At 72.3% G+C, this 22,221-nt stretch carries 17 protein-coding genes; 9 read left to right on the forward strand and 8 right to left on the reverse strand.

Annotated features, from left to right (window positions below; genetic code table 11):
• Positions 1–320 precede the first annotated feature (320 nt).
• Entirely contained in the window at positions 321–2,357 is a 2,037-nt protein-coding gene (locus ACQPXD_RS28135; RefSeq protein WP_432824313.1) for a hypothetical protein, read from the reverse strand.
• 347 nt (positions 2,358–2,704) lie between these two features.
• Between ACQPXD_RS28135 and ACQPXD_RS28140 the strand changes: the two genes are divergently transcribed.
• The 3 genes from ACQPXD_RS28140 (at position 2,705) to ACQPXD_RS28150 (ending at position 7,072) form a co-directional block, all read left to right on the forward strand.
• Positions 2,705–3,607 carry a sugar nucleotide-binding protein gene (locus ACQPXD_RS28140; protein WP_432824314.1) on the forward strand — a complete coding sequence of 301 codons (903 nt, stop codon included), beginning with the start codon at positions 2,705–2,707 and terminating at the stop codon, positions 3,605–3,607.
• A 154-nt stretch (positions 3,608–3,761) separates the two neighbouring features.
• Positions 3,762–5,657 carry a cation:proton antiporter domain-containing protein gene (locus tag ACQPXD_RS28145; protein ID WP_432824315.1) on the forward strand — a complete coding sequence of 632 codons (1,896 nt, stop codon included), beginning with the start codon at positions 3,762–3,764 and terminating at the stop codon, positions 5,655–5,657.
• A 299-nt stretch (positions 5,658–5,956) separates the two neighbouring features.
• A complete protein-coding gene (locus ACQPXD_RS28150) occupies positions 5,957–7,072 on the forward strand; it encodes a M48 family metallopeptidase (RefSeq protein ID WP_432824316.1) in 1,116 nt (371 codons plus the stop codon).
• Between the two features lie 69 nt (positions 7,073–7,141).
• On the opposite strand, the gene ACQPXD_RS28155 is transcribed toward ACQPXD_RS28150, so the two are convergent.
• Entirely contained in the window at positions 7,142–8,239 is a 1,098-nt protein-coding gene (locus ACQPXD_RS28155) for a quinone oxidoreductase family protein (RefSeq protein ID WP_432824317.1), read from the reverse strand.
• 91 nt (positions 8,240–8,330) lie between these two features.
• On the opposite strand from ACQPXD_RS28155, the gene ACQPXD_RS28160 reads away from it, so the two are divergent.
• On the forward strand, positions 8,331–8,756 hold the full coding sequence (locus tag ACQPXD_RS28160) for a MarR family winged helix-turn-helix transcriptional regulator (RefSeq protein ID WP_432843982.1): 426 nt from the start codon (positions 8,331–8,333) through the stop codon (positions 8,754–8,756).
• A 127-nt stretch (positions 8,757–8,883) separates the two neighbouring features.
• Complete coding sequence (locus ACQPXD_RS28165) at positions 8,884–9,948, forward strand: methyltransferase domain-containing protein (RefSeq protein ID WP_432824318.1); 1,065 nt, start codon at positions 8,884–8,886, stop codon at positions 9,946–9,948.
• A gap of 72 nt (positions 9,949–10,020) precedes the next feature.
• Here the strand turns inward: ACQPXD_RS28165 and ACQPXD_RS28170 are convergent, their stop codons facing one another.
• Entirely contained in the window at positions 10,021–10,686 is a 666-nt protein-coding gene (locus ACQPXD_RS28170; protein WP_432824319.1) for a winged helix-turn-helix transcriptional regulator, read from the reverse strand.
• An 87-nt stretch (positions 10,687–10,773) separates the two neighbouring features.
• On the opposite strand from ACQPXD_RS28170, the gene ACQPXD_RS28175 reads away from it, so the two are divergent.
• The 3 genes from ACQPXD_RS28175 to ACQPXD_RS28185 are packed head-to-tail and all read left to right on the forward strand — an operon-like array spanning position 10,774 to position 14,938.
• The gene (locus tag ACQPXD_RS28175) at positions 10,774–11,595 is read left to right on the forward strand and encodes a class I SAM-dependent methyltransferase (protein WP_432824320.1); all 822 of its coding nucleotides are present in this window, start codon (positions 10,774–10,776) and stop codon (positions 11,593–11,595) included.
• Between the two features lie 14 nt (positions 11,596–11,609).
• Entirely contained in the window at positions 11,610–12,821 is a 1,212-nt protein-coding gene (locus tag ACQPXD_RS28180; RefSeq protein WP_432824321.1) for an acetyl-CoA C-acetyltransferase, read from the forward strand.
• A 20-nt stretch (positions 12,822–12,841) separates the two neighbouring features.
• Entirely contained in the window at positions 12,842–14,938 is a 2,097-nt protein-coding gene (locus ACQPXD_RS28185) for a 3-hydroxyacyl-CoA dehydrogenase NAD-binding domain-containing protein (RefSeq protein WP_432843984.1), read from the forward strand.
• Positions 14,939–15,276: 338 nt separating this feature from the next.
• On the opposite strand, the gene ACQPXD_RS28190 is transcribed toward ACQPXD_RS28185, so the two are convergent.
• The 5 genes from ACQPXD_RS28190 to ACQPXD_RS28210 form a co-directional block, all read right to left on the reverse strand.
• Complete coding sequence (locus ACQPXD_RS28190; RefSeq protein WP_432824322.1) at positions 15,277–15,597, reverse strand: DMT family transporter; 321 nt, start codon at positions 15,595–15,597, stop codon at positions 15,277–15,279.
• A 109-nt stretch (positions 15,598–15,706) separates the two neighbouring features.
• On the reverse strand, positions 15,707–17,185 hold the full coding sequence (locus ACQPXD_RS28195) for a hypothetical protein (RefSeq protein WP_432824323.1): 1,479 nt from the start codon (positions 17,183–17,185) through the stop codon (positions 15,707–15,709).
• A 31-nt stretch (positions 17,186–17,216) separates the two neighbouring features.
• On the reverse strand, positions 17,217–17,456 hold the full coding sequence (locus ACQPXD_RS28200) for a hypothetical protein (RefSeq protein WP_432824324.1): 240 nt from the start codon (positions 17,454–17,456) through the stop codon (positions 17,217–17,219).
• Positions 17,457–17,511: 55 nt separating this feature from the next.
• The gene (locus ACQPXD_RS28205) at positions 17,512–19,044 is read right to left on the reverse strand and encodes an MFS transporter (protein WP_432824325.1); all 1,533 of its coding nucleotides are present in this window, start codon (positions 19,042–19,044) and stop codon (positions 17,512–17,514) included.
• A gap of 114 nt (positions 19,045–19,158) precedes the next feature.
• Positions 19,159–19,623: a MarR family winged helix-turn-helix transcriptional regulator gene (locus tag ACQPXD_RS28210; protein ID WP_432824326.1), complete on the reverse strand. Its 465-nt coding sequence runs from the start codon at positions 19,621–19,623 to the stop codon at positions 19,159–19,161.
• 79 nt (positions 19,624–19,702) lie between these two features.
• Between ACQPXD_RS28210 and ACQPXD_RS28215 the strand changes: the two genes are divergently transcribed.
• The gene (locus tag ACQPXD_RS28215; RefSeq protein WP_432824327.1) at positions 19,703–22,144 is read left to right on the forward strand and encodes an Hsp70 family protein; all 2,442 of its coding nucleotides are present in this window, start codon (positions 19,703–19,705) and stop codon (positions 22,142–22,144) included.
• The last annotated feature ends 77 nt before the right edge of the window (positions 22,145–22,221 follow it).

The following is a 22,221-nucleotide window of genomic DNA, read 5'->3' on the forward strand; positions in this document are numbered from 1 at the left end:
GGAGCACTACCCTTCACCTCGGTAAACACCGAACAGGCGCCGAGTTTGGACAACTGCGCCGATCATCTCTCATGCTGGTCGAGTGCTCGAACCGGAACTCACCGAACACGACTACCTGCGCCAGGTCGAGCTCCTCGCCCGCGACATCGTCAACGCGGCCACATCACCCTGTCGCTCAGTCACGCCGCCACGATCGGTCTCGGCGGCCGCTGACCCGGGTTCGCGCGAAGCGCGGCCCCGGACGCGCCGCCCCCGCGCGGTCGCGGCCGGTTGCGCCCAGCCGTAGCTGCGCCCGGCCCCGCGACGCGCGGCCGGCTGGCTCAGCAGGCCGCGCTGAACCCGTCGAGCAGATTCCGGTCGTACACGAAGATCGCATACCGGTCGATATCGACGCGCCGGAGCGGCTGGCCGTACTGGGCGAGCACGTCGCGTGGCGTTCCGTACATCGGGCGCTCCGTTTCCAGCAGCACGAAACGCGCGTCGTGGGCCGACGGGTCGTACATGTCGATGTGCGTCTGCCAGCACATCCCGGTGAGCTTGCCGTTACCGCTGAGCACCGGCACGACCGTGACGGCGCGTGAGGTTCCCACCGTGATGTTGTTCGACACCCAGTACGACCCGAGCCCGTAGCGCAGACCTTGGCGCTGCAGCCAGTCCGCGGCCGCCTGACCCTCGATCGGGTCCGCCCGCGGCGGCGCGTACCCGACCAACGCGACCACCTGCACCGCCAGGACTACCGCCAGCAATCCCAGGCCGGCTCGGGCCGGCACCCGATGAACGGCCGCCCCGCGACGGTCGGCTCCGGCACCTCGACGTCTGCGACGTGCACTAACGTCGCGACGGTCGGTAGCGACATGCCGCTCTTGGCCGCCGGCACCGTCCGCGAGCGGAATTGCTGCAATGGTGGGCGGTTCGGCCTGTGGCGTCGGGTGACTGGCGGGGCGCGCAGCGTGCGGAGATCGCTGCAATAGCCAGCGGTCGGCGAGGCGAGCGGCGAGCACGGCGGACATCGGCAGTACCGGCGCGATCTCGCGCGTGGCGAGCAGGTCGATCGGCAGCGTCGAGACGATTTCCGCGCCGAGGTCGCAGACGATCGCCACCGCCAGCACCGCGTCGAGACGGTCGGCGGTGCCGCGTAGCAGCCCGATTGCGGTGAGTGACAGGGCCAGGATTGCCAGTAATACACCCGGGATGTGTACCGCCTGTAGCATCACCTCTACCCAAGGCGCCTGGACGCCGGGGCGATACGTTCCGAAGAGGACGCCCACCATGCGCGCCACGGTCCCGGCGCGCGCCGGCCACTCCGACACCGGCGACAACTGGATCGGCGGGCGCGGCGCGTGGAACCCGCCGAGGCGCTCGATCAGCCAGAGCGCCGCGTGCGACAGGACGATCGACGCGACACCGGCGAGCGCAAGCCGGGCATCCACCCCGCGGAGCTCGCGCCGCCGCAACGCCCGCAACAGCGTCATCGCGACCAGCGGCGCCGCGCCCACGAACGTGATCAGCGGATCACCGGCCGCACCCCACGCCAGCACGACCGCCACCGCGTACGGCATCCACGCACGGTGACGGGCCCGTTCCACCAGGAGCCAGGCGATCAGTAGCGGCACGGCCGAGCCGGTGTGGTTGGGCGAGGACAGCAGCGTCTGGTAGGCGAGCCCGGGCATCGGCACGAACAGGATCGCGACCGCGATGACCGCCGCCAGCCACCCCCAGGCGGCACCGAGGGTCCGGCCGCGGGACGCTTCCTCGCCCGAGTCACGGTCGGCCACGGCCGGATCACCGGCCGCGCTACTGGCGCGAGCCGGATCGCTGGCCGCGGTGCGGGTGCCAGCCGGATCGCCCACCGCAGCGCTGGCGTGAGCTGGATCGGCGGCCGCGGTGCCGGCATCCGGACCGGCGGCGATGGTGCTCGCGTGCGGACCGGCGTCGGGTGCGCCCGCGTGCGGATCCGGGGCGGCGGTCGTGCCAGCAGCTCCGGCGAGAGGGACGGCAACCGTGCTGGTCGCCGGAGCCGATCCGGCAGCGGCGCCGGACGGCGCGGCGCCGGACGGGCGGGCCAGCCACGCCGCGAGCAGCACGACCAGCGTCCACGTGATGGCGGCGGCCACGTGGATCTGTTCCGGGCTGACCCCGGTGACGAGCTGCACCAGGCCGTACTGGACCAGCTCCGTCGGGTAGAACGACACGTCCGAGAGGGTCCAGCCGCGCAGCAGCGGGTTGCCGTGGAACAGGTCCCACGCCTGCAGCGCGTTGCTCGCGCCGTCGCTGTTGACCGTCACGGCGCGGGCCATCCGCAGGTACCCGAGCAACAAGACAACGCCGAAGAGTAGGCATGCGGTGGCGGTGAGCACCGCCCAGCGGAATTGTGGCATTGCAGTTAATACCGCCACGCACGGTCAGCGGAGCATGGCGAGGCGTCGACGTCGCTCATGAGGAGCCATTGTGTCGTACCGCGTTTTCACGCAAATCCGGCCATCCCCGCCGACTCACCACTGACGGTTCGTGCACTGTCGCGCTCCGCGAAGGTCCGTTGCGTCCGGTCACGGGCTGTCAGGCGGTGGATACGGTGAGCCGCGCGCGGTGCGTCGACGGCCCGACCACGTTCGGTCGTCATGGGCGGACCATAAGGGTGGGACCTGGGGCGTCACGTCACGCCACCGGGCGATCTACGGATAGCTCTCAGGTATTACTGGTGCCTATGGCGCGAATCCTGATCACCGGCGTGACCGGGTCGCTGGGCCGGCGGGTCGCCGCTCGAGCGGCCGGCGCCGGGCACACGGTTGTCGGCACCCACGTGAGCAGCTGCGATCCCGAGACGCACGCTGCCGTCCTCCTCGGCGCGTCGCCGCGGGTCACCGGCGCGAAGGGCGCGAGCTCCCATGCCGCCGCCGCACCCGGCCCGGCCTGCGTCCGGCTCGATATCCGCGATCGGGATGCGGTACGCGACGTCGTGGATACGGTCGGCCCGGATTACGTCATCCACGCGGCGGCCGCGCGTGATCGCAACGACTGGACGATCAACGCCGACGGCGCGGCCAACGTCGCGCTGGCCTGCCGGAACGTTCGCCTGGTGCACGTGTCCAGCGACGCGATCTTCGCCGGACGGAGTGATCGTGAGTACACGGAGGGCGACGAGCCGGAGCCGGTGTATCGGTACGGTGCGGCGAAGGCGGCGGCGGAAACCGCGGTGCGGGCCGCCGCGCCCGCCGCGGCGATCGTGCGGACCTCGCTGATCCTCGCCGAAGGCGACGGCGGGCACGAGGCACTGACCCACGACCTCATCGCCGGGCGGATCGACGGCGCGCTGTACGCCGACGAGATCCGCAAGCCCGTCCACGTCGACGACCTCGCCGACGCCCTGCTGGAACTCGCCGCCGGCGACTACCGCGGCATCCTCAACGTGGCCGGGGCGGACGCGGTCAGCCGGTACGAACTCGGCGTGCTGGTCGCACAGCGGGACGGCCTGGACGCGTCGCGGCTACGCAGCGCATCCTCGTCGGGCCGGCCGGGTGACGTCCGGCTCGACATCGGCCGGGCAACCGGCCTGCTCCACACCCGGCTGCGCGGCGCGCACGAATTCATGGCGCCCGCGACGCCGTGACGATGCGGGGGGGGGAGGGGGATCGGCCCGTGCCGGTGAGCGCCGGACACCGGACCGGATTGCCGGGCGGTACATGATACTGAATTGCCGCGTAATGGGGCGATTACCGGGCGGACGTAAACACAGAACGTGCGCACCGATAAGGTGATCTTCCATGAACGGCGTGCAGTTGCTGCTCATCATCGTCGGCGGCATCGCGGTGTCCGCCTGGGCGCACCGGCGGGGCGTGCAACCCGGGCTGGTCGTGGTCGTCCTGGCCGCGGCGGCGTCGTTCATTCCCGGGGTACCCCGGCTGGAACTGGACAGCGAGCTCATTCTCGCCGTCGTGGTGCCGCCGCTGCTGCACTCGGCCGCTCGCGGAGCGTCAGCATCCGGATTCTCGCAGAACCTGCGGCCAATCCTCACACTCGGCGTGATGCTGGTAGTACTCTCCGCAGGCGTCGCCGGGCTCGTCGGCAGCTGGCTCATGCCGACCATCGGGCTGCCCGCGGCGCTGCTGCTCGGGGCGGTACTCGCGCCGCCGGACACGATCACCACCGTGTCGCACGGCGATGAGCTCGGGCTGCCGCGGCGGGTCACGGCGATCCTGACCGGCGAGAGCCTCGTCAACGACGCGACCGCGCTCACCCTGTTCGGGCTGGCGGCCGCGGCGGCCGGCGCCGGCGAGACGGTGTTCCACAACGCGTTCGCGCTGTTCGGGTACACCGTCGTCGGCGGACTCGTGGTCGGCGGCCTGCTCTCCGCGGCCGCGCTGTGGCTGCGGCCCCGCCTGCACAATCCCGTGCTCGAGACGTCACTGGCGTTGCTGCTGCCGTTCACCGCGTTCCTGACGGCCGAGCAGATCCACGCCTCCGGCATCCTCGCCGTGGTCGCCGCCGCGTTCCTGCTGACCGTCAACACGATGCTCGACCCGCAGCATCAGTACCCCGGGGCGTACCGCACCCGCCTGCAGGAGGACGCGGTGTGGCCGGTGTTCGACTTTCTGCTGGAAACGTTCGTATTCGCCTACATCGGGCTTCAGCTGCGCTTCGTGGTCACCGATCTCGGGCACGCCGCCGCCCGGCCGGGCCTGGCGATCACGCTCGTCAGCGCCGTCGTATTGCTGATTACGGTAATCCTGTTCCGGCTCGGCGCCGTGTGGGCGCTGTTCGCCTGGTGGGGGCTGCGCCGCAGGTCCTTCGAGCGGCGGCTCGCCAACGACCCGCAGTTCCGGGCCCGCGCCCAGCGCCGCGCAGAGGCGCGCATGCGGCGGGTTCAGCAGCGGCGCAAGTCCGACCGTGGCGGTGCTGGCAAGCGGCGGGAACCCAGCCAGGGCGGCCTCGAACCCAACCTGGGCGGCGGGGCTTTCCGGGGCGCTGGCGAGCGGCGCGCGCTGAACCAGGCCGGCAGCGAGGCCAACCGAGGCGGCGGCGAGCGACGCGGGCTCAACCAGGACGGCGGCGAGGCCAACCGAGGCGGCGGCGAGCGACGCGGGCTCAACCAGGACGGCGGCGAGGCCAACCAGGGCGCTGGCGAGCGACGCGCGCTGAACCAGGGCGGCGGCGAGTGGCGCGAGTTCAGCCAGCGCGCCGGCGAGTGGCGCGGCCCGCTCGGCGTGCCGACCACGCGGGAGTCCGTCATCGTCGGCTGGACCGGCATGCGCGGCATCCTGACCCTCGCCGCCGCGGCCGCCATCCCGCACACGCTCAGCAACGGCGAGGAGTTCCCGGGGCGCGACGCGATCCAGGCGATCGCGCTGTTCGTCACGCTCGGTACGCTGCTGATCCAGGGCACGACGATCCCGATGCTGGTCCGCCGGCTGAACATCGACACCGGCGCCGAGCGCCGCCAGGCCAACGAGCTGCTGGAACGCGGCCAGGCGATCGCGGCCGCCGCGGTCACCCACGCCGGCCCGGCCGCGGCGGAGGACTTCGACGCCCAGCGCGACGCCGTGGTCCGCGCGATCGAGTCGGGGGAACTGGACGACGACACGGCGCGCGTGCTGGTCCACGACATCGACCTGCACCAGGCCGCCGCCACCCATCTATCCCGAGCCGAACACGCGGAGTAGGCGAAATACCGGTTATCGGATTGCCGGAATCCGGTAATTCCCCGGCGTCCCGCGGTCACCGCGGGCGAAGCTGCGCGCGGACAGCGCCGAGCACGGCGCCAACGTGGCCGGCGGCGAGCACCGCGACCGCGCGCTTGCGGCTCGGCGCGGCTCAGCCTCGCGGAGCCTCCCTCAGCGTGGCTCAGCGAGGCCCGGTGGAGATCGCGAGACCCGGGCCCCGAGCACCCCGATCGGCTGGTCAACGCATGCCGTTCGGCGGGGTACACGGCGATGCGCGGCGTATAGCAAGATCTCCCGGTGTGAACACAGACTTCGGCTGGCGTTGGCTCGACCGGATCGCCTACCGGTCGGCCTTCCGGCACACGAAGACCACCTTTGACGCACAGCTGCACGCACGCTCCGCGGGCACCGGCGGCTCCCTGGTGCTCCTCGTTTCGTCCTGGGCGCTGTACGCGCTGATCATCGCTCTGTTCCTGGCCGGCGTCTGGCTGTGCAGCCTGTCGTTCCCCGGTCCCGGGCTGCTGCTGGGCCTGATCGTCATCGGGGTCGCGGTCGAGCTGCGCCCTCGCTTCGGGCGGGTGCCGAAGTACGCCACCGAGGTCACGCCGGCGGAGGCTCCCGAGCTGCACGCGCTGGTCGCGCAGGTGGCATCGGCCGTCGGCGCGCAGCCCCCGGCGATCTACGTCGAGGAGGACGTGTTCAACGCCTCAGCCGACAGCTACGGCCTGCGCCGGCGCAGGGTGCTGGTCCTCGGCCTGCCGCTGTGGAACGCACTGTCCCGCCAGCAGCGGGTCGCACTGCTCGGCCACGAGCTCGGCCACTTCGTCAACGGCGACCCGCGTCGCGGCCTGGTCGTCCAGCCGGCCTTCACCGCCCTGCACCGGCTCTCCATCCTGCTGCGGCCCGCCGGCGACCACGGCCTCTGGGCCAGGCTGATCCTCGGCGCCTTAACCGCGGTCCTGCGCGCGGTGCTGCTGCTGCCCCGGCTGGCGCTGCAGATCCTGGCCTTCCGCGACGGCCAGCGCGCCGAGTACCGCGCCGACCGGCTGGCCGCGACAGCCGCGGGGCGCGCAGCCACCGTCGAACTGCTCGACCTGCTGACCGTCCTCGACAGCGTCGCGATGCTCGTCAAACGCGACGCGCGAGCCGGCCGGCCGGTCACCGCATGGCCCGCGACCACCGCCGGACTGCTCACCGAGATCCGGCCGCAGCTCACCGCCCGGCGCGAGGCCGAGCTGCGCGACCAGCTCTCGCTGTTCGACTCCCACCCGCCGAACGGGCTGCGCGCCCAGCTGGTGCAGGCGCAGGCGAACGAGTCGGCAGCCGTGGTGCTCAACGAGGCCGCGAACGCCCGTATCGACCAGGAACTCGCGAAACACAGCGCCCGATCGGCACGCGCGCTCAAATCGCTCTGATCTCTCCCGACGGCCAACGGCGGTTTCGAACGACAGGCCGAACAGGTCGATGAGCACGGCGGGCTGGGGTCAGGGGATCAGGACCAGGCGCTCGCCCGGGGCGGTGGGCATGGACCAGGCCTCCTCGACGCGGGCCAGCGGCACGGCGACGGGGTTCACCGTCAGGGTGCCCGCCGCGATCTCCGCCGCCAGGGACGGCAGTTCCGCGACGATCGCGGCGGTGGGCACCGAGCCTTGGCCGCTGCCCACGAGGGCGACGTTGGCGGCCCGCAGCAGATACGACGGGAGAGTGATCTCCGGGCCGGACACCGAGCCGATCTCGAGCCAGGTCAGCGGCTTCCCGCGGTCGCTGCGGGCGGTCAGCAGGGCGGGCAGGAGCCGCTCGGTCACCGGGCCCCAGACGTAGTCGATGACGACGTCGACGTCCGCGGCCGCCTCCGCCAGCCGCGCGGCCGCTTCCGCATCGGGGCCGCGCCCGGCAGCAGCCTCGCCGGATGCCGAGGAGGCAGGCACGGCCGCCGACTCGCCGGGCGACGAGGCCGCCGACGAGACGGACGACGAGGTGGGCACCGTGGAGGCGGGTGCGGCTTCGGGGGAGCGGTGCGGTGCGGGCAGCTCGAGGACGTCGTCGGCGCCGAGGTCCTTGAGCAGGGCGAGACGGGACGGGTCGCGGCCGGCGGCGACCACCCGCTTGGCGCCGAGCAGCTTGGCGATCTGCACGGCGAGCTGTCCGGCGTTCCCGGTCGCGCCCAGGACGAGGATCTCCGCGCCGGGCTGCACTGCGATGCGCCGGCGCAACGCCACCCACGACGACATGCCGGGGTTCATCGCCGCAGCCACCGCCACGGGATCCGTGTCATGTGGCAGGGGTACCGCACGTCGCCGGTCGACTACCGCCCGCTCCGCCATGGTGCCGATTGCCGTATCGGGAGCGACGAAATACAGCAGGTCCCCGGCCGCGGTACGCCCGACCGCATCGATGCCCGGAACCAGGGGCAGTGTCCCGTCCGAGGTGTAGTGGGAGCCGTCCGCCGACGAGCGGACCCGCGGATGCAGGCCGACGGCCAGGACGTCGACCAGGATCTCGTGGTCGGCGGCCGGCTCGGGCGCCGGAAACGACTCGTAGCGGGGCGGCGTGCCGAACGAGCGGACAACGGCGGCGTGCATGGTGGATCCCCCAATCGGTTTGTGTCACGTACTACTTCGAAGGTAGTTTGTCTCGCGTACTACGTCAAGTTAAGGTGTGCCGGTGACCGAGATGAGCACCATGGACGCCCTCGTGCAGCTGTCCTTCCAGATCCAGCGCATCCTCAGCGAGGTCGGCGCCGAGCACGACCTGTCGATCGTGCAGATCCGGATGCTCGGCGTGCTGCGGGACCGGCAGCCGGCAATGCTGGAACTCGGGCAGCACCTCGGGCTCGACAAGTCCTCCACGACCGGGCTGGTGAGCCGCGCCGAGAAGCGCGGGCTCGTGCAGCGTTCGCCGTCGCCGTACGACGGCCGGGGTGTGCTGGTCGCGCTCACCGAACAGGGGCGCGAGGTCGTCCAGTGGGGCGAGGCCGAGATCGGGCGGCGGATCGCCGAGCTCACCGGGCCGCTCAGCGACGCGGAACGGGACCGGCTCACCGAGCTCGCCGCGCGGCTGGTCCGGGACGTCCGGCCCGGTTATCCGATATACCGATAATCCGATAAAGCCGTGCAGGGCGTAATCCGATAAAGCCGTGCAGTGTGCGCGATGGGGCCGCCACACCCGTGTCCCCCGGCCGATCGGGGTCGTAACTGCCGCCGGGCGGGGCGGCGGCGCGCCCGGCGTGACCCGTCGGACATGGCGTGGTGTTCTACGCCGGCTGGAGGCGGTCCTGGGCGCCGTTCTGGTCAACGCGTGCGGCCGTGCGGCGCGGGCGGACTGGGCGGCGGCGAACGCGTCGCCGCTAAATCCGTGGACAGGCGGGTGCGGGCGCTGCCACGGTCGCGGCATGGACATGCTGCGCATGCACGAGATCGCCGAGGCCGGGCACCGCATCCTCAACCCGTTCACCGAAGAGAAGCTCATGCTGCTCGGCGAGGTGTGCCGGCTCCGGCCGGCGCAGCGCCAGCTCGACCTCGCGTGCGGCAAGGGGGAAATGCTGTGCCGCTGGGCCGACGCGTTCGGCATCGAGGGGCACGGGGTCGACATCAGCGAGGTCTTCGTGCCCCTCGCGCGGGCGCGGGCGGCCGAACTCGGCGTCGCGGACCGGGTCACCTTCGAACTCGGCGAGGCCGCGGCAGCCGTGCGCGCCATGACCGGGGCGGCGACACCCGCAATGACCGAACCGACACCCGCGGACACCGAGGCGACACGCTCGGATATCGAGGCGGCACGCGCGATTGTCGACGCCGCGCACGCGGACATCGAGGCGGCCCGCGCCGATATCGAGGCGGCACCCGCGGAGCGGCGGCAATATCACCAATATGACATCGCGTCGTGCATCGGGGCGACATGGATCGGCGGTGGACTGGCCGGCACCGTCGCGCTGATGCGGCCGGCGGTGCGGGACGGCGGGCTGCTGCTGCTCGGCGAGCCGTACTGGGCCGAGGACACGCCCGAGGAGGCGTACGCGGCGCTGAACATGCTGGGCGGAGAGTTCGCGACGCTCGAGGGCACCCTCGACCGGATCGAGGCGGCCGGGCTGGAATTGCTGGAAATGGTGCTCGCCGACGGTGACAGCTGGGATCGGTACGTTGCCGAACAGTGGTGGACGGTCTCGGACTGGCTGCGGGAGAACGCCGGCTCGCCGGACGCGCCCGCGATGCGGGAGTACCTGGAGACGTCCCGCCGCACGCACCTGCGGTATCAGCGCAGATATCTCGGCTGGGGCGTCTTCGTCTGCCGGTGAACCGAGGCAGATACGAGGCAAATAAATATGGCGAACGGCGGCGCCCGGTGAGGCGCGCCCAGGACAACGGCCCTACGCCGGGCGCGGGGCGGTGGCGTACGAGGCGAGCGCGAACCACCCCGGCAGCGCCCGCCGGACCGGCTCCGGGCCGAGGACCCGCAGCGCGCCGTCGCGCAGGGCGTGCTGCCAGGTCACGTCGCCGCGCCAGATCTCGACCAGGCGGCGCAGCGTGCCGTGCACGGTCACGGTGACGTCGAAGCCGGGGTCCTCGTCGCACACGTCCGCCTCGCGGGCGGCGATGACCAGCCACCAGTACCGCAGCGGGCCGGGCACGTCGGTGAACTCGAAGTGCACCACCGACCGGCCCGCCGGCACCGCGTCATGGTCGACCCGGCGGTGCATGTCCCACAGCAGCAGCTTCGGGTCGAGGTCGGCGTCGCCGAGCTCGCCGATCCAGCGCACGCCCCAGATGCCGATCGCCTCCAGGATCGGGCCGAGCTCACGGCCCGCGTCGGTGAGCGTGTACAGCCCGCCGCCGGTGGTGATCAGGCCGGCGGCCGTGAGCTGGTGCAGCCGCTTGGACAACAGCGCCGGGGACATCCGCGGCAGGCCGCGGCGCAGGTCGTTGAAGCGCCGGCTACCGGCGATCAGCTCGCGCAGCACCAGCATCGTCCAGCGCTCGTCGAGCAGCTCCATCGCCTTGGCGACGGGGCAGAACTGGTAATAGGAGGCGCCCATGCCACGCAGCGTAGGGCGGCAGCGACCGGTGCCGCAGTACAGATTCTGTACTGGAGGCCGCCGCCGGCCACTACTTAGCGTGAAAGTATGACGACTCCGTTGAAGCAGCAGCACCGCGCCATGTGGGCGTCCGGCGACTACGCCGCCGTGGCCGCGGACATCATTCCCGACCTGGGCGCCGTCCTGGTCGACGCGTGCGGCGTGCGGCCCGGGCAGCGGGTCCTGGACGTGGCCGCCGGCACCGGTAATGCCGCAATCCCCGCCGCGCTGCGTGGCGCCCGGGTCACGGCCAGCGACCTCACCCCCGAATTACTGGAGGCCGGGCAGAAGCTCGCCGCCGCCCAGGGCGCCCAGCTGGAATGGGCCGAAGGCGACGCCGAGGAGCTGCCGTTCGGCGACGCCGAGTTCGACGTCGTGCTGTCGTGCGTCGGCGTGATGTTCGCGCCGTTCCACCAGGTGGCCGCCGGCGAGCTGGTCCGGGTCTGCCGGCCCGGCGGCACGATCGGGCTGCTCAGCTGGACCCCGGCCGGGTTCGTCGGGCAGCTGTTCGCGGCGATGAAGCCGTTCGGCGCGCCCCCGCCGCCGGGCGCCCAGCCGCCGCCGCTGTGGGGCGACGAGGCGCACGTGCGGGCGCTGTTCGGCGACCGGGTCACGGGGGTCACGGCCCGCATCGAAACGGTCCGCGTCGAGCGGTTCGCGCAGCGTGACGCATTCCGGACGTACTTCCGGCAGAACTACGGGCCGACGTTGGCCGCTTATCGGCTGCTGGAGGGCGACCCGGCGCGGACGGCCGAGCTCGACCAGGCCCTGGACTCCCTCGCCGAGGAGTTCCGCGCCGCCGACGGGTCGATGGAGTGGGAGTACCTGCTGTTCACCGCCACGCGGTCTGGTGGTCCGGCCGGGGCGTAGTTACTCTTCAGTAGGTGAGCACTGAGGCTTTCGTTTACGACGCCATTCGGACACCGCGGGGCCGCGGTAAACAGAACGGCTCGTTGCACACCGTCAAACCCATCTCACTCGTGGTCGGGCTGATCGACGAGCTGCGCCGGCGCAACCCGGACCTCGACCCGGCCCGGATCGACGACGTCGTGCTCGGGGTGGTCTCGCCGGTCGGCGACCAGGGCTCGGACATCGCCCGGACCGCGGCCATCGCGGCCGGGCTCGGCGAGACCACCGCCGGAGTGCAGCTCAACCGCTTCTGCGCCTCCGGCCTGGAGGCGGTGAACATCGCCGCGCAGAAGATCCGGGCCGGCTGGGAGGACGTCGTCCTGGCCGGCGGCGTCGAGTCGATGTCGCGGGTGCCGATGGCCTCCGACGGCGGCGCCTGGGCGATGGACCCGGAGACGAACCTGGCCACCAGCTTCGTCCCGCAGGGCATCGGCGCCGACCTGATCGCCACCATGGACGGGTTCACCCGGGAGGACGTGGACGCTTACGCGCTGGAGTCGCAGACCCGGGCCGCGAAGGCGTGGGCGGGCGGTTACTTCGCGCGATCGATCGTGCCCGTGCGTGACCGCAACGGACTGCTCGTGCTCGACCGCGACGAGCACCTCCGCGCCTCCACGCTGGAGGGCCTCGGCGCACTGCCCGCCTCGTTCGCCACCATCGGCGAGCTCGGCGGCTTCGACGCGGTGGCCCTCCAGCGGTACCACTGGATCGAAGGCATCGATCACGTCCACACCGCGGGCAACTCGTCCGGCATCGTCGACGGCGCGTCGCTGCTGCTCGTCGGCGGCGAGGCCGTCGGCCGCGAGTTCGGTCTCACGCCGCGGGCCCGGATCGTCTCGGCCGCCGTCAGCGGCGCCGACCCGCTCATCATGCTCACCGGCCCGGCCCCGGCCAGCCGCAAGGCCCTGGCCAAGGCCGGCCTGGGCGTCGAGGACATCGCGCTGGTCGAGATGAACGAGGCGTTCGCCGCCGTCGTGCTGCATTTCGCCCGGGACATGGGCTTCGACCTGGACCAGGTCAACGTCAACGGCGGCGCGATCGCCATGGGTCACCCGCTCGGCGCCACCGGCGGCATGCTGCTCGGCACGCTTGTCGACGAGCTCGAGCGGCGCGGCGAGCGGTACGGGCTGGCCACCATGTGCGTGGGCGGCGGCATGGGCATCGCCACGATCGTCGAGCGACTGTGAACCGGGGGAGCGCTGTGACAATGATTCGGTACGAGCGCGACACGGACGGTGTCGTCACGCTCACGATGGATGACCCGGCCCGGTCGGCCAACACGATGAACGCCGCATTTACCGACGCGCTCGCCGCCGCGGTGGACCGGCTGTATGCGGAGCGTGACGTCATTACCGGCGTCATCCTCACCTCCGCGAAGCAGACGTTCTTCGCCGGCGGCGACCTGGAGCTGCTGGCGAGCCTCGGGCCCGACGACGCCGCCGCGGTGATGGAGTCCACCACCCGCATCAAGGACGTGCTGCGCCGGCTGGAGACACTCGGCCGGCCGGTCGTCGCCGCGATCAACGGCTCCGCCCTCGGCGGCGGCCTCGAGCTCGCGCTCGCCTGCCACCGGCGGATCGTCGCCGACGACCCGCGGATCGAGATCGGCTTCCCCGAGGTCACGCTGGGCCTGCTGCCCGGCGCCGGGGGCGTGGTGCGCACCGTGCGGCTGCTCGGACTGGCCGACGCCCTGCTCCAGGTACTGCTCAAAGGACAGCGGCACCGGCCGGAACAGGCCCTGCGGGTCGGGCTCGTCCACGCCGCCGCGCCGGCCGGAGAACTCATGGGCGCGGCCCGCGCGTGGATTACCGCAAACCCTCACGCTGTGCAGCCGTGGGACGTCAGCGGGTACCGGATTCCCGGCGGTACCCCATCGACACCGGCAATCGCGGCAAACCTCCCGGCGCTGCCGGCGACACTGCGCAAGGAGCTCAAGGGCGCTCCGTATCCGGCGCCCCGGAATATTCTGTGCGCCGCCGTCGAGGGAGCGCAGGTCGACCTGGCGAACGCGTTCGTCATCGAGGGCCGGTACTTCGTCGAGCTCGCCACCGGCCGGATCGCCAAGAACATGATCAAGGCGTTCTTCTTCGACCTGCAGGCGGCCAACGCCCGCGGCTCCGCGTCGGCGACGTTCACCAAGGTCGCGGTCCTCGGCGCCGGCATGATGGGCGCCGCGATCGCCTACATCTGCGCCCGAGCCGGCCTCGACGTCGTCCTCAAGGACGTCACCCTGGAGGCCGCGCGGCGCGGCAAGGCCTACGCCGAGTCACGCCGGCACGACCAGGCGTTGCTGGACCGCATCACCCCGACCGCCGAGGTGTCCGACCTGGCCGGCGCCGACCTCGTCATCGAGGCCGTGTTCGAGGACCCAGGCCTGAAGCACAAGGTGTTCGCCGAGATCGAGGACGTGGTGGCGCCCGGCGCGCTGCTGTGCTCCAACACCTCCACGCTGCCGATCTCGCTGCTCGCCGAGGGCGTGCGCCGCCGCGCCGACTTCGTCGGCCTGCACTTCTTCTCTCCGGTCGACAAGATGCCGCTGGTCGAGGTCATCCGCGGCACCGAGACCTCGTCCGACGCCGTCGACAGAGCCCTCGCGGTGGTACGCCTGCTGCGAAAGACCCCGATCGTCGTCAACGACAGCCGCGGGTTCTTCACCAGCCGCGTCATCGGCACGTTCACGCTGGAGGGCCTGCGCCTGCTCGCCGAGGGCGTCGCGGCGCCGTCGATCGAACAGGCCAGCCTGCAGGCCGGTTATCCCGCGGGGGTACTGCAACTGCTGGACGAACTGACCCTCACCCTGCCGCAGAAAATCCGCAAAGCCACCGCCGGCGCGCTCGTCGCCGCCGGCGGAACGTGGACCCCGGGCCCGGCCGACGCGCTGCTCGACCGCATGGTGGACGAGTTCGCCCGCCCGGGCCGCTCCGGCGGCGCCGGCTTCTACGACTACGCCGACGGCAAACGGGTCCGGCTCTGGCCCGGCCTGCGCGAACACTTCCAGCGACCGGACGCGGACGTACCGTTCACGGACATGCAGGAGCGCATGCTCTTCGCCGAGGCCGTCGAGTCGGTGAAATGCCTCGACGAGGGCGTCCTGACCGCGGTCGCCGACGCCAACGTCGGCTCCATCCTCGGTATCGGCTTCCCCGGCTGGACCGGCGGCGTGCTGCAGTACATCAACCAGTACGACGGCGGCCTGCCCGGCTTCGTCGCCCGCTGCGAGGAGCTGGCCACCCGTTACGGCGAGCGCTTCACCCCGCCGCCGCTACTGCTGGCAAAGGCGTCACGCGGCGAGACGTTCGCCTGACGCTGCGTTTACCGCCCGGCGTTTGTCGAAGGCGCCTTCCTGGGCGGGGCAATCGCGCACTCCGCGCGGACCCGGTGCGCCCCGCCCAGGGTGCGCGCTCAGCGCGTGCCCAGCACTGACCTGGTGCGCCCCCGCCCGGGTGCGCGCTCCGCGCGTGCTCGGCGCCGGCTCAGTCCGGGCTCAGCGTTGTCGGCCCGCGCTCTGCGAGGGGGCGGACGGGGCCGGGCCGGCCGGGTCTGCGCGGTGCGCCGGCTCAGTCCGGGCTCGGTGCCGTCCGCCCGCGTGCTGTGCGGACTCTGCGCGGTGTGCGGGCCCTGCGCTTCGCGCTCTGCACGGGGTCAGTGCGCCCCGCCCAGGTTGAGCACCACGACGCCGGCGATGACCAGCGCGACGCCGGTGACCTTCAGCAGGCTGAGCGGCTCGCCGAGGAAGACGGCGCCGATCGCCACGATGGCGGCGGTGCCGAGGCCGGACCACATCGCGTACGCCACGCCGACCGGCACCTGCTTCACCGACTGCGCCATGAACAGGAACGCCAGCGCGTAGGCGACAAGCACCCCGGCGGTCGGCCAGAGCCGGGTAAAGCCCTCGGTGGCCTTGAGCAGGCTCGTGCCGGCCACCTCGACGGCAATGGCCAAGGCCAGGTACCCGTACGCCATGATCCCTCCCGCGACGCCGAACTAGTACGACCGTACTGGTTCGGCCGTGTGGGACCGCGCGCCGCGGATTACCGAATTGCTGCATTGGCGGCGCACGCTAATTCGACCGTTACGACGGCTTCGCGGTTGGGTGATTACTGTCGTCCGCGCTCGACTGCGGCTCCTGGCCCGACGCTTCGGGTGTTTCTGGATTACCGCCCGGGCCCGGGACATCGGGCCGTTGAGGAACTCGCGTCCCGTCATCGGCCGGTGGCTGGCCAGGGGCGGCGGCGCGCGGACCGTCTACGGTCCGTGGCTGGTTGGCTGCGGCGGCCGGCGCAAGCGTAGAGGGTGGCAGGGGCGTCGCGGACGGCAAGGGCGTGGAGCGCGGCTCGAGCGTGGAGGATGGCATGGGCGTGGTGGGCGGCAAGAGCTGGCCGGGGACGGGGGCGGGGACCTGGCCGGTCAGCAGCCGGCGGCGGACCCGGCGTGAACGGATCACCGCGGCCACGCCGATCACGATCATCAGCAGGCCGGCCACGCCGATGCCGATCACGATCCGGGTCACGTCGCTCAAGGTGAGGCGGTCCAGGAACGAGCGGTCGGCGGACTTCGGGGCCGCCGGCGGCGGCGGGGCCGGCGCGGCCGAGGACGGCGCCGGCGGCTCATGCGGGACGTACCGCAGAATCCCGACCGGCTTCGGCTGGTCCGAGACCGTCAGGTAGGTCTTGCCGTCGCGGCTGTAGGCGATCGCCTCGCCCTGGGGCTCGTTCGGCAGCGGGGTGATCCTCGGTGTACCGGTGGTGATCGCGGCGACGACGTCGCCGTCGGCGACGTCGAACTCGTAGGCGTCGGACATCGTGCGGATCACGGCGCGCTTGCCGTCGGGGCTCATCGCGGCGCCGGTGACGACGCCGGTGCCGACGATGCCGTACGGGTTCGGGGTGCCGGTCGCCTGTGGCTTGAACGTGCCGGCGCGGGTCAGCGGCGCCGGGTTGGCGTTGTTGGCCGGCAGCGGCTCGGTCAGCGTGTACACCTCGCCGGCCGGATCTTTCGTCACGATCACCGGCCGGCCGTCGCTGTCGATGAGCAGCGCCTCGGCGTCGCGGGCGCGACCGTCCGGATACGCCAGGCGGTGGATGACCGGGGTGTTCGCCCCAGGCGCGAGACTCCACAGCGCGATGGACGACCGGCGGTTGCCGGAGCCGCCGGTCAGCGTCGTGTTGTCACCCACGTCGGCGACCCACAGCGTGCCGTCCTTGGTCACCTCGAGGTCTTCGGGGTCGAAGGCACTGCTGCCCGGGTACCCCACGGTGCGCGTCAGGGCACAGTCGGTGTCCAGGAAGAAGAGCTTTTCCCGGGACCGTTCGCCGTTGCCGTCGTTGATGACCACATATCCGTCCGCGGTCACCACCAGGCCGGAGATCCTCGTGACCTGAGGGTCGCTGATCGTGCACATGGTGCTACCGGTGGGGCTCGGGCCCAGGTTCGGGATGAGCGACGCCGACGTACCGGGCTGCGGGCTGGGGGCCTTGGCCACCGCCGGCGCCGCGAGTGCGACCACCATGAACGCCGATACGCCGACCACGCCCCCGACGCGCTGCAACATGCGCGACAGTGTCGCAGACGCGCCTGAGCGCTCATCCGCAGCCCGCCCTCGCATGATCAGCGCCCGTCAAAGCGAGCACCCCGGCGATGGCGTGAGCACCGCGCCGGCCAGGAACCTCCGGGTCCTTGCCACGCTCCACCACCGCGCCGGACACGACCACCAGCGACTCGTCGGGCGTCGAGCGAACCGACACCCACCCGCGGCGGCCGCAGCGGCTTTTCGCGCGCCGCCTGTCGTCCAGGCCCGGCTCCACCACGTAGTCGACCGCCATGAGCGCCGGGTTAGCCAGCAATTCGGTAACGCATCGTAACCGGATTGCACTTGATTTACGGCATGGTCACGGACTGCGCCGGCGTGGGTACCGTCGCGGATCGTGACCCGGCCGTCGCGGGCGGCGTGGGAATCGATTCGGTGGCTGGCTCCGCGGCTGCGGGCGGCTCCGCGGCTGCGGGAGCGGCTGCGGGAGCGGAAGCGTGCGGTGCTGCGGGCGGTTGCGCGGGGCGGAGGAGGAAGACGGCGCCGGCGATGGAGACGGCCAGCAGGGCGGCGCCGATGGTGAAGGCCAGGCGGTAACCGTCGGTCAGGGCGGCCGGATCGGCGGCGCCCTCGGTCAGGCGCGCGGTCGTACGCGCGGCGGCGACGGTGGAGAGGACCGCCACGCCGATCGCCGCGCCCAGCTGCTGGGTCGTGTTGAACAGGCCCGAGGCTAGGCCGGCGTCGTCGGGGCGGGCGGCGGACATGCCGAGGCCGGTGATCGCGGGCAGCACCAGGCCGGCGCCGGCGATGAGCAGCATGCTGGGCAGCAGGTCGGTGACGTAGGCCGCGTCCGCGGGCAGGCGGGCGAGCAGGCCGAGCGCGGCGGCGAGCAGGACCAGGCCGGCGATGAGCACCGTGCGCTCGCCGAAGCGGCGGACGAGCCGGGCGGACACGCCGAGTGACACGGCGGCGATCATGAGCGCGGCCGGCAGCATGGCCAGGCCGGTCTGCAGCGCGGTGTAGTGGAGGACTCGCTGCATGTACAGCGCGATGAGGATCTGGAAGGAGAACATCGCGCCGATGAACAGGATCTGCAGCGCGTTGGCGGCGGTGACCTGGCGTGAGCGGAGCACGCGCAGCGGCATGAGCGGGGTCTTCGCGGTCGCCTGCCGCGCGACGAAACCGGCGAGCAGCAGCACCGCCACACCGACCGTGACGAGGCGATTGCCGCTGGTCTGCACGACGGCGTAGATACCGGCCATCAGGCCCGCGGTCACCGAGAGCGCGCCGAGGACATCCGCTCCGGCGCGCAGGCCCAGTCCGCGGTCGCCCGGCAGGTACGGCACCGCGAGTGCCAGCGCGGCCGCGCCGATCGGGACGTTGATGAGGAAGATCCAGTGCCAGCTCAGGGCGTCGGTGAGCACGCCGCCGAGCACCTGGCCGAGGGAGGCGCCGGCCGCGCCGGTGAACGAGAAGACGCCGATGGCGCGGGCGCGTTCCCGCTGGTCGGGGAAGAGCGTCACGAGGATGCCCAGGCTGACGGCGCCGGTCATGGCGCTGCCGACGCCCTGCAGGAACCGGGCCGCGATGAGCAGGCCGGGGCCGGTGGCGAGCCCGGCCAGCACCGACGCGGCGACGAACAGGCCGGTACCCGCCAGCAGGACCCGCTTGCGGCCGAGCAGGTCGCCGAGCCGGCCGGCGAGCAGGAGCAGGCTGCCGAACGCGATCAGGTACGCATTGATGACCCAGGTCAGTCCCTCGGGCGTGAACCCGAGGTCACGCTGCATGACGGGCATCGCGACGGTGACGATGCTGCCGTCGAGGATGACCATGAGCATGCTGGCGGCGAGCACGGCGAGGGCGAACCATCGGTTCTGTCTCATGATGCGACCGTAGCAGATCGTCTACTACGGAACTATCTACCGTCCACCGGCGGCGGCTATGGCGGCGGCCACCAGGGCGGCGGCTACGGCGGCGGCGCCGGGGCGGAAGGTCGGCTATTGGCGGGCCCGGCGCACGCCGTGAGCCTCGACCGGAGTGGCGAGGTGGCCCTGGGCGAGGCGGGTCAGGGCCCGGACCAGCACCGCGCGCTCGTCGTCCGGGAGCGCGTCGAGCACCGCGGCGTGGACCGAGTCGGCAATCTGCTGACTGCGCGCGGCCATCTCGGCACCCTGCGGGGTGACGGCGATAATCCGCGCGCGCCGATCCGTGCTCGACGGCCGTCGCTGCGCGTAGCCGGCCTGCTCCAGCGCGTCGACCGTCACCACCATCGTGGTCTTGTCCATGCCGCCGATCTCGGCCAGCTGGATCTGCGTGCGCTCCTCGCCGAGCGCGTGCACCAGCACGCAGTGCATCCGCGGCGTCAGGCCGATCTCGGCCAGCGCCGCAGCCATCCGGGTGCGCAGCACATGGCTGGTGTGATCCAGCAGGGACGACAGGTCCGGCGTCACGGTGGCGGCCATGCCATCCAGCATAGATATCCGGCGGCGGTACCTCTTCCGGTCGATGTCCGTGCCGCCCGCCACCGCATAGGGTGCGCGCATGATCACTACCGGCTACTGCCTGGGTATCGATTACGGCACGTCGAATACCGCCGCCGTTATTCACGAACCCGGCGGGGTCGCCCGGCCGCTGCTGTTCGACGGGTTCCCGCAGTTGCCGTCGTCGGTGTGCGTCGGGCCGGACGGCCGCGGCCTGCTCGTCGGCCGCGAGGCGATCCACGCCGCCCGGGTGCGGCCGGAGCGCTTCGAGCCGCACCCCAAGCGGCGCATCGACGACGGGACGGTGCTGCTCGGTGACCGTGAGTACCCGGTCGAGCACCTCATCGCCGCCGGTCTCGCCCAGGCTCGCGCCGAAGCCGTGCGGACCATGGGCGCGCCGCCCGCCGCGGTCGCGCTCACCTACCCGGCCGCCTGGGCCTCGCGCCGCCGCGCGGTGCTGGTCGAGGCCGCCCGCCTGGCCGAGTTGCATGTTCCGGCGTTGGTACCCGAGCCGGTCGCCGCCGCCGCGTACTTCGTGCAGGGCACCGGCGCTGATGTGCCGGCCGCGTCCTGCGTCGTGGTCTACGACTTCGGCGCCGGCACGTTCGACGCCTCGGTCGTGCGCCGTACCGACGGTGGCTGGGAGGTCGCCGCCAGCGACGGCCTGCCCGACGCCGGCGGCCTCGACGTCGACGCGGCGATCGTGGCCTACCTCGGCGCCGTGTACTCGGCCACGCACCCCGAGCAACTGCGCCGCCTCGACCGCCCGGAGAGCCCGGCCGACCGGCGGGCGAGCCGGAACCTGTGGGAGGACGTGCGCACGGCGAAGGAGATCCTGTCGCGATCCTCCGCGACGTACGTGCACCTGCCGATCCTGGAGCAGGACGCGCCGCTGGGCCGCGAGCAGGTGGAGCGCCTGGCCGGCCCGGTCGTGGAACGCACGGTGGCGCTGACCCGCACGGTGATCGCCGCTTCGGTGCCGCCGGGCCGCCTGGCCGGGCTGTTCCTGGTCGGCGGCTCGAGCCGGATGCCGCTCGTGGCGACCCTGCTGCACCGCGTCACCGGCATCGCGCCGACGGTCATGGAGCAGCCCGAATTGGCGGTCGCGTACGGCAGCGTCGTATCCCTGACCGCACCGTCACGCCCCGTGCGCCAACGTGCACCGGTCCGTGAACACGCGACCGTATTGGGCGCCGACCCGGTTTCGGAGCACACCGCGGCAATCGCCGCACGCACGGTGCCGGCCGACCCGTTGCCGCCATTGCCGGTCGAAACGAGCCTGCCGGTCTCGCCGCAAGCACCCGGCGATGCGCGACGGGCGGTCGGTGCGGGCCCCTCGGCCGACGCCGGGCAGCTGGTTGAGGCCGCGCCCGTGGTTGGCGCCACCACCGGCGACCGAATCCAGACGGCCTCGGCCGGCGGCCATGGAGTGAACGGCGGCGACGCCACCGCGGGACCAACCGGCCGGGCCGGCACAGGCGGTGGCGCGGCGGCCGCGGTGGGGCCGACCGGCCGGGAGGACCCGGGCGACTGGGCGGTGACGGTGGGCGTGGCCGGACAGCGCGGCGCAGACGGTGGCAACGCGGAGGCGGGACCGGCCGGCCAGGAGGACAGCAGCGACGGGGCGGCGGCGATGGGCCTGGCCGGACAGGAGGACGGATACGACGGGGCGGCGGTGGTGGGCGTGGCCGCACAGCGCCGCGCAAGCGGTCGCAACGCTGGGGCGGGACCGGCCGGCCATCGTGCGGCGAACGGTGGTGAGACGGGGCTGAAACCGGGCGGCAGTGGCGGCGCGTCCGGTGATGGTTCGCAGGTGACACCGGCCGACCGCGATGGCGCGGCGGGAAGCACGGCGGACAGAGCACAAGGAAGCCGCAGGTCACTCTTCGCTGCGGTGCTGCTGCTCGCGGTGCTGGTGGCGATGGTCGGGCTGGCCCGCTCCACGGTAATCGCATGGGAGTTCTGGGTCGGTGACGCTCTGTTGTATCCCGGCTTCCTGCTGTGGCTGGCGTATGTGTTCGCGGCGCCGCGGGGACGGACGTGGTGGCGGCTCGCGGTGTATGCGCTGGTGCTCGTGCCCGGGTGTCTCGGTGCGTACCTGGGGACCGCCGCGATGGCCAAGCGGGTCGGGACCGGGGTGCTGTTCTGGGCGCTTGCTGGTACGGCCGCGGTCATGGCGGCGGCGCTCACGGTGCGGCGACGCACCGACGGCACCGAGCTACGCAGCGTGTTCGGGCGGGCCGATATTGCCGGGCTGGTGCTCGGCCTCGCCGCGTTCGGGTTCGTGCACGCTCCGGCGCTGGCGATTGTCGTCACCTGGCGGGACGCGGTGGCCGGGGTGCCGGTCGCCGTCGCGTTCGCCGGGGCGGGAGCGGCGCTGGGGCGGTACGTCGCCGTCCGAGAGCCGGGTGCACGCCGGTGGCTGCCCCGCGCGGCCGCAATCCTGATCACTTTGGGTGGTGCCGCGACTGCGGTGCGCATGGCGGCCGAGCTGTTCGGCTAATTGCGCAAACCAACTAGTAATCCGGTAATCCGGCAAGCCAATAATCGGTAATCCCGTAAAGCGGCAGAGCCGCGGCC

The sequence above is a fragment of the Dactylosporangium sp. CA-092794 genome (assembly GCF_050948465.1).
Lineage (GTDB): Bacteria > Actinomycetota > Actinomycetes > Mycobacteriales > Micromonosporaceae > Dactylosporangium.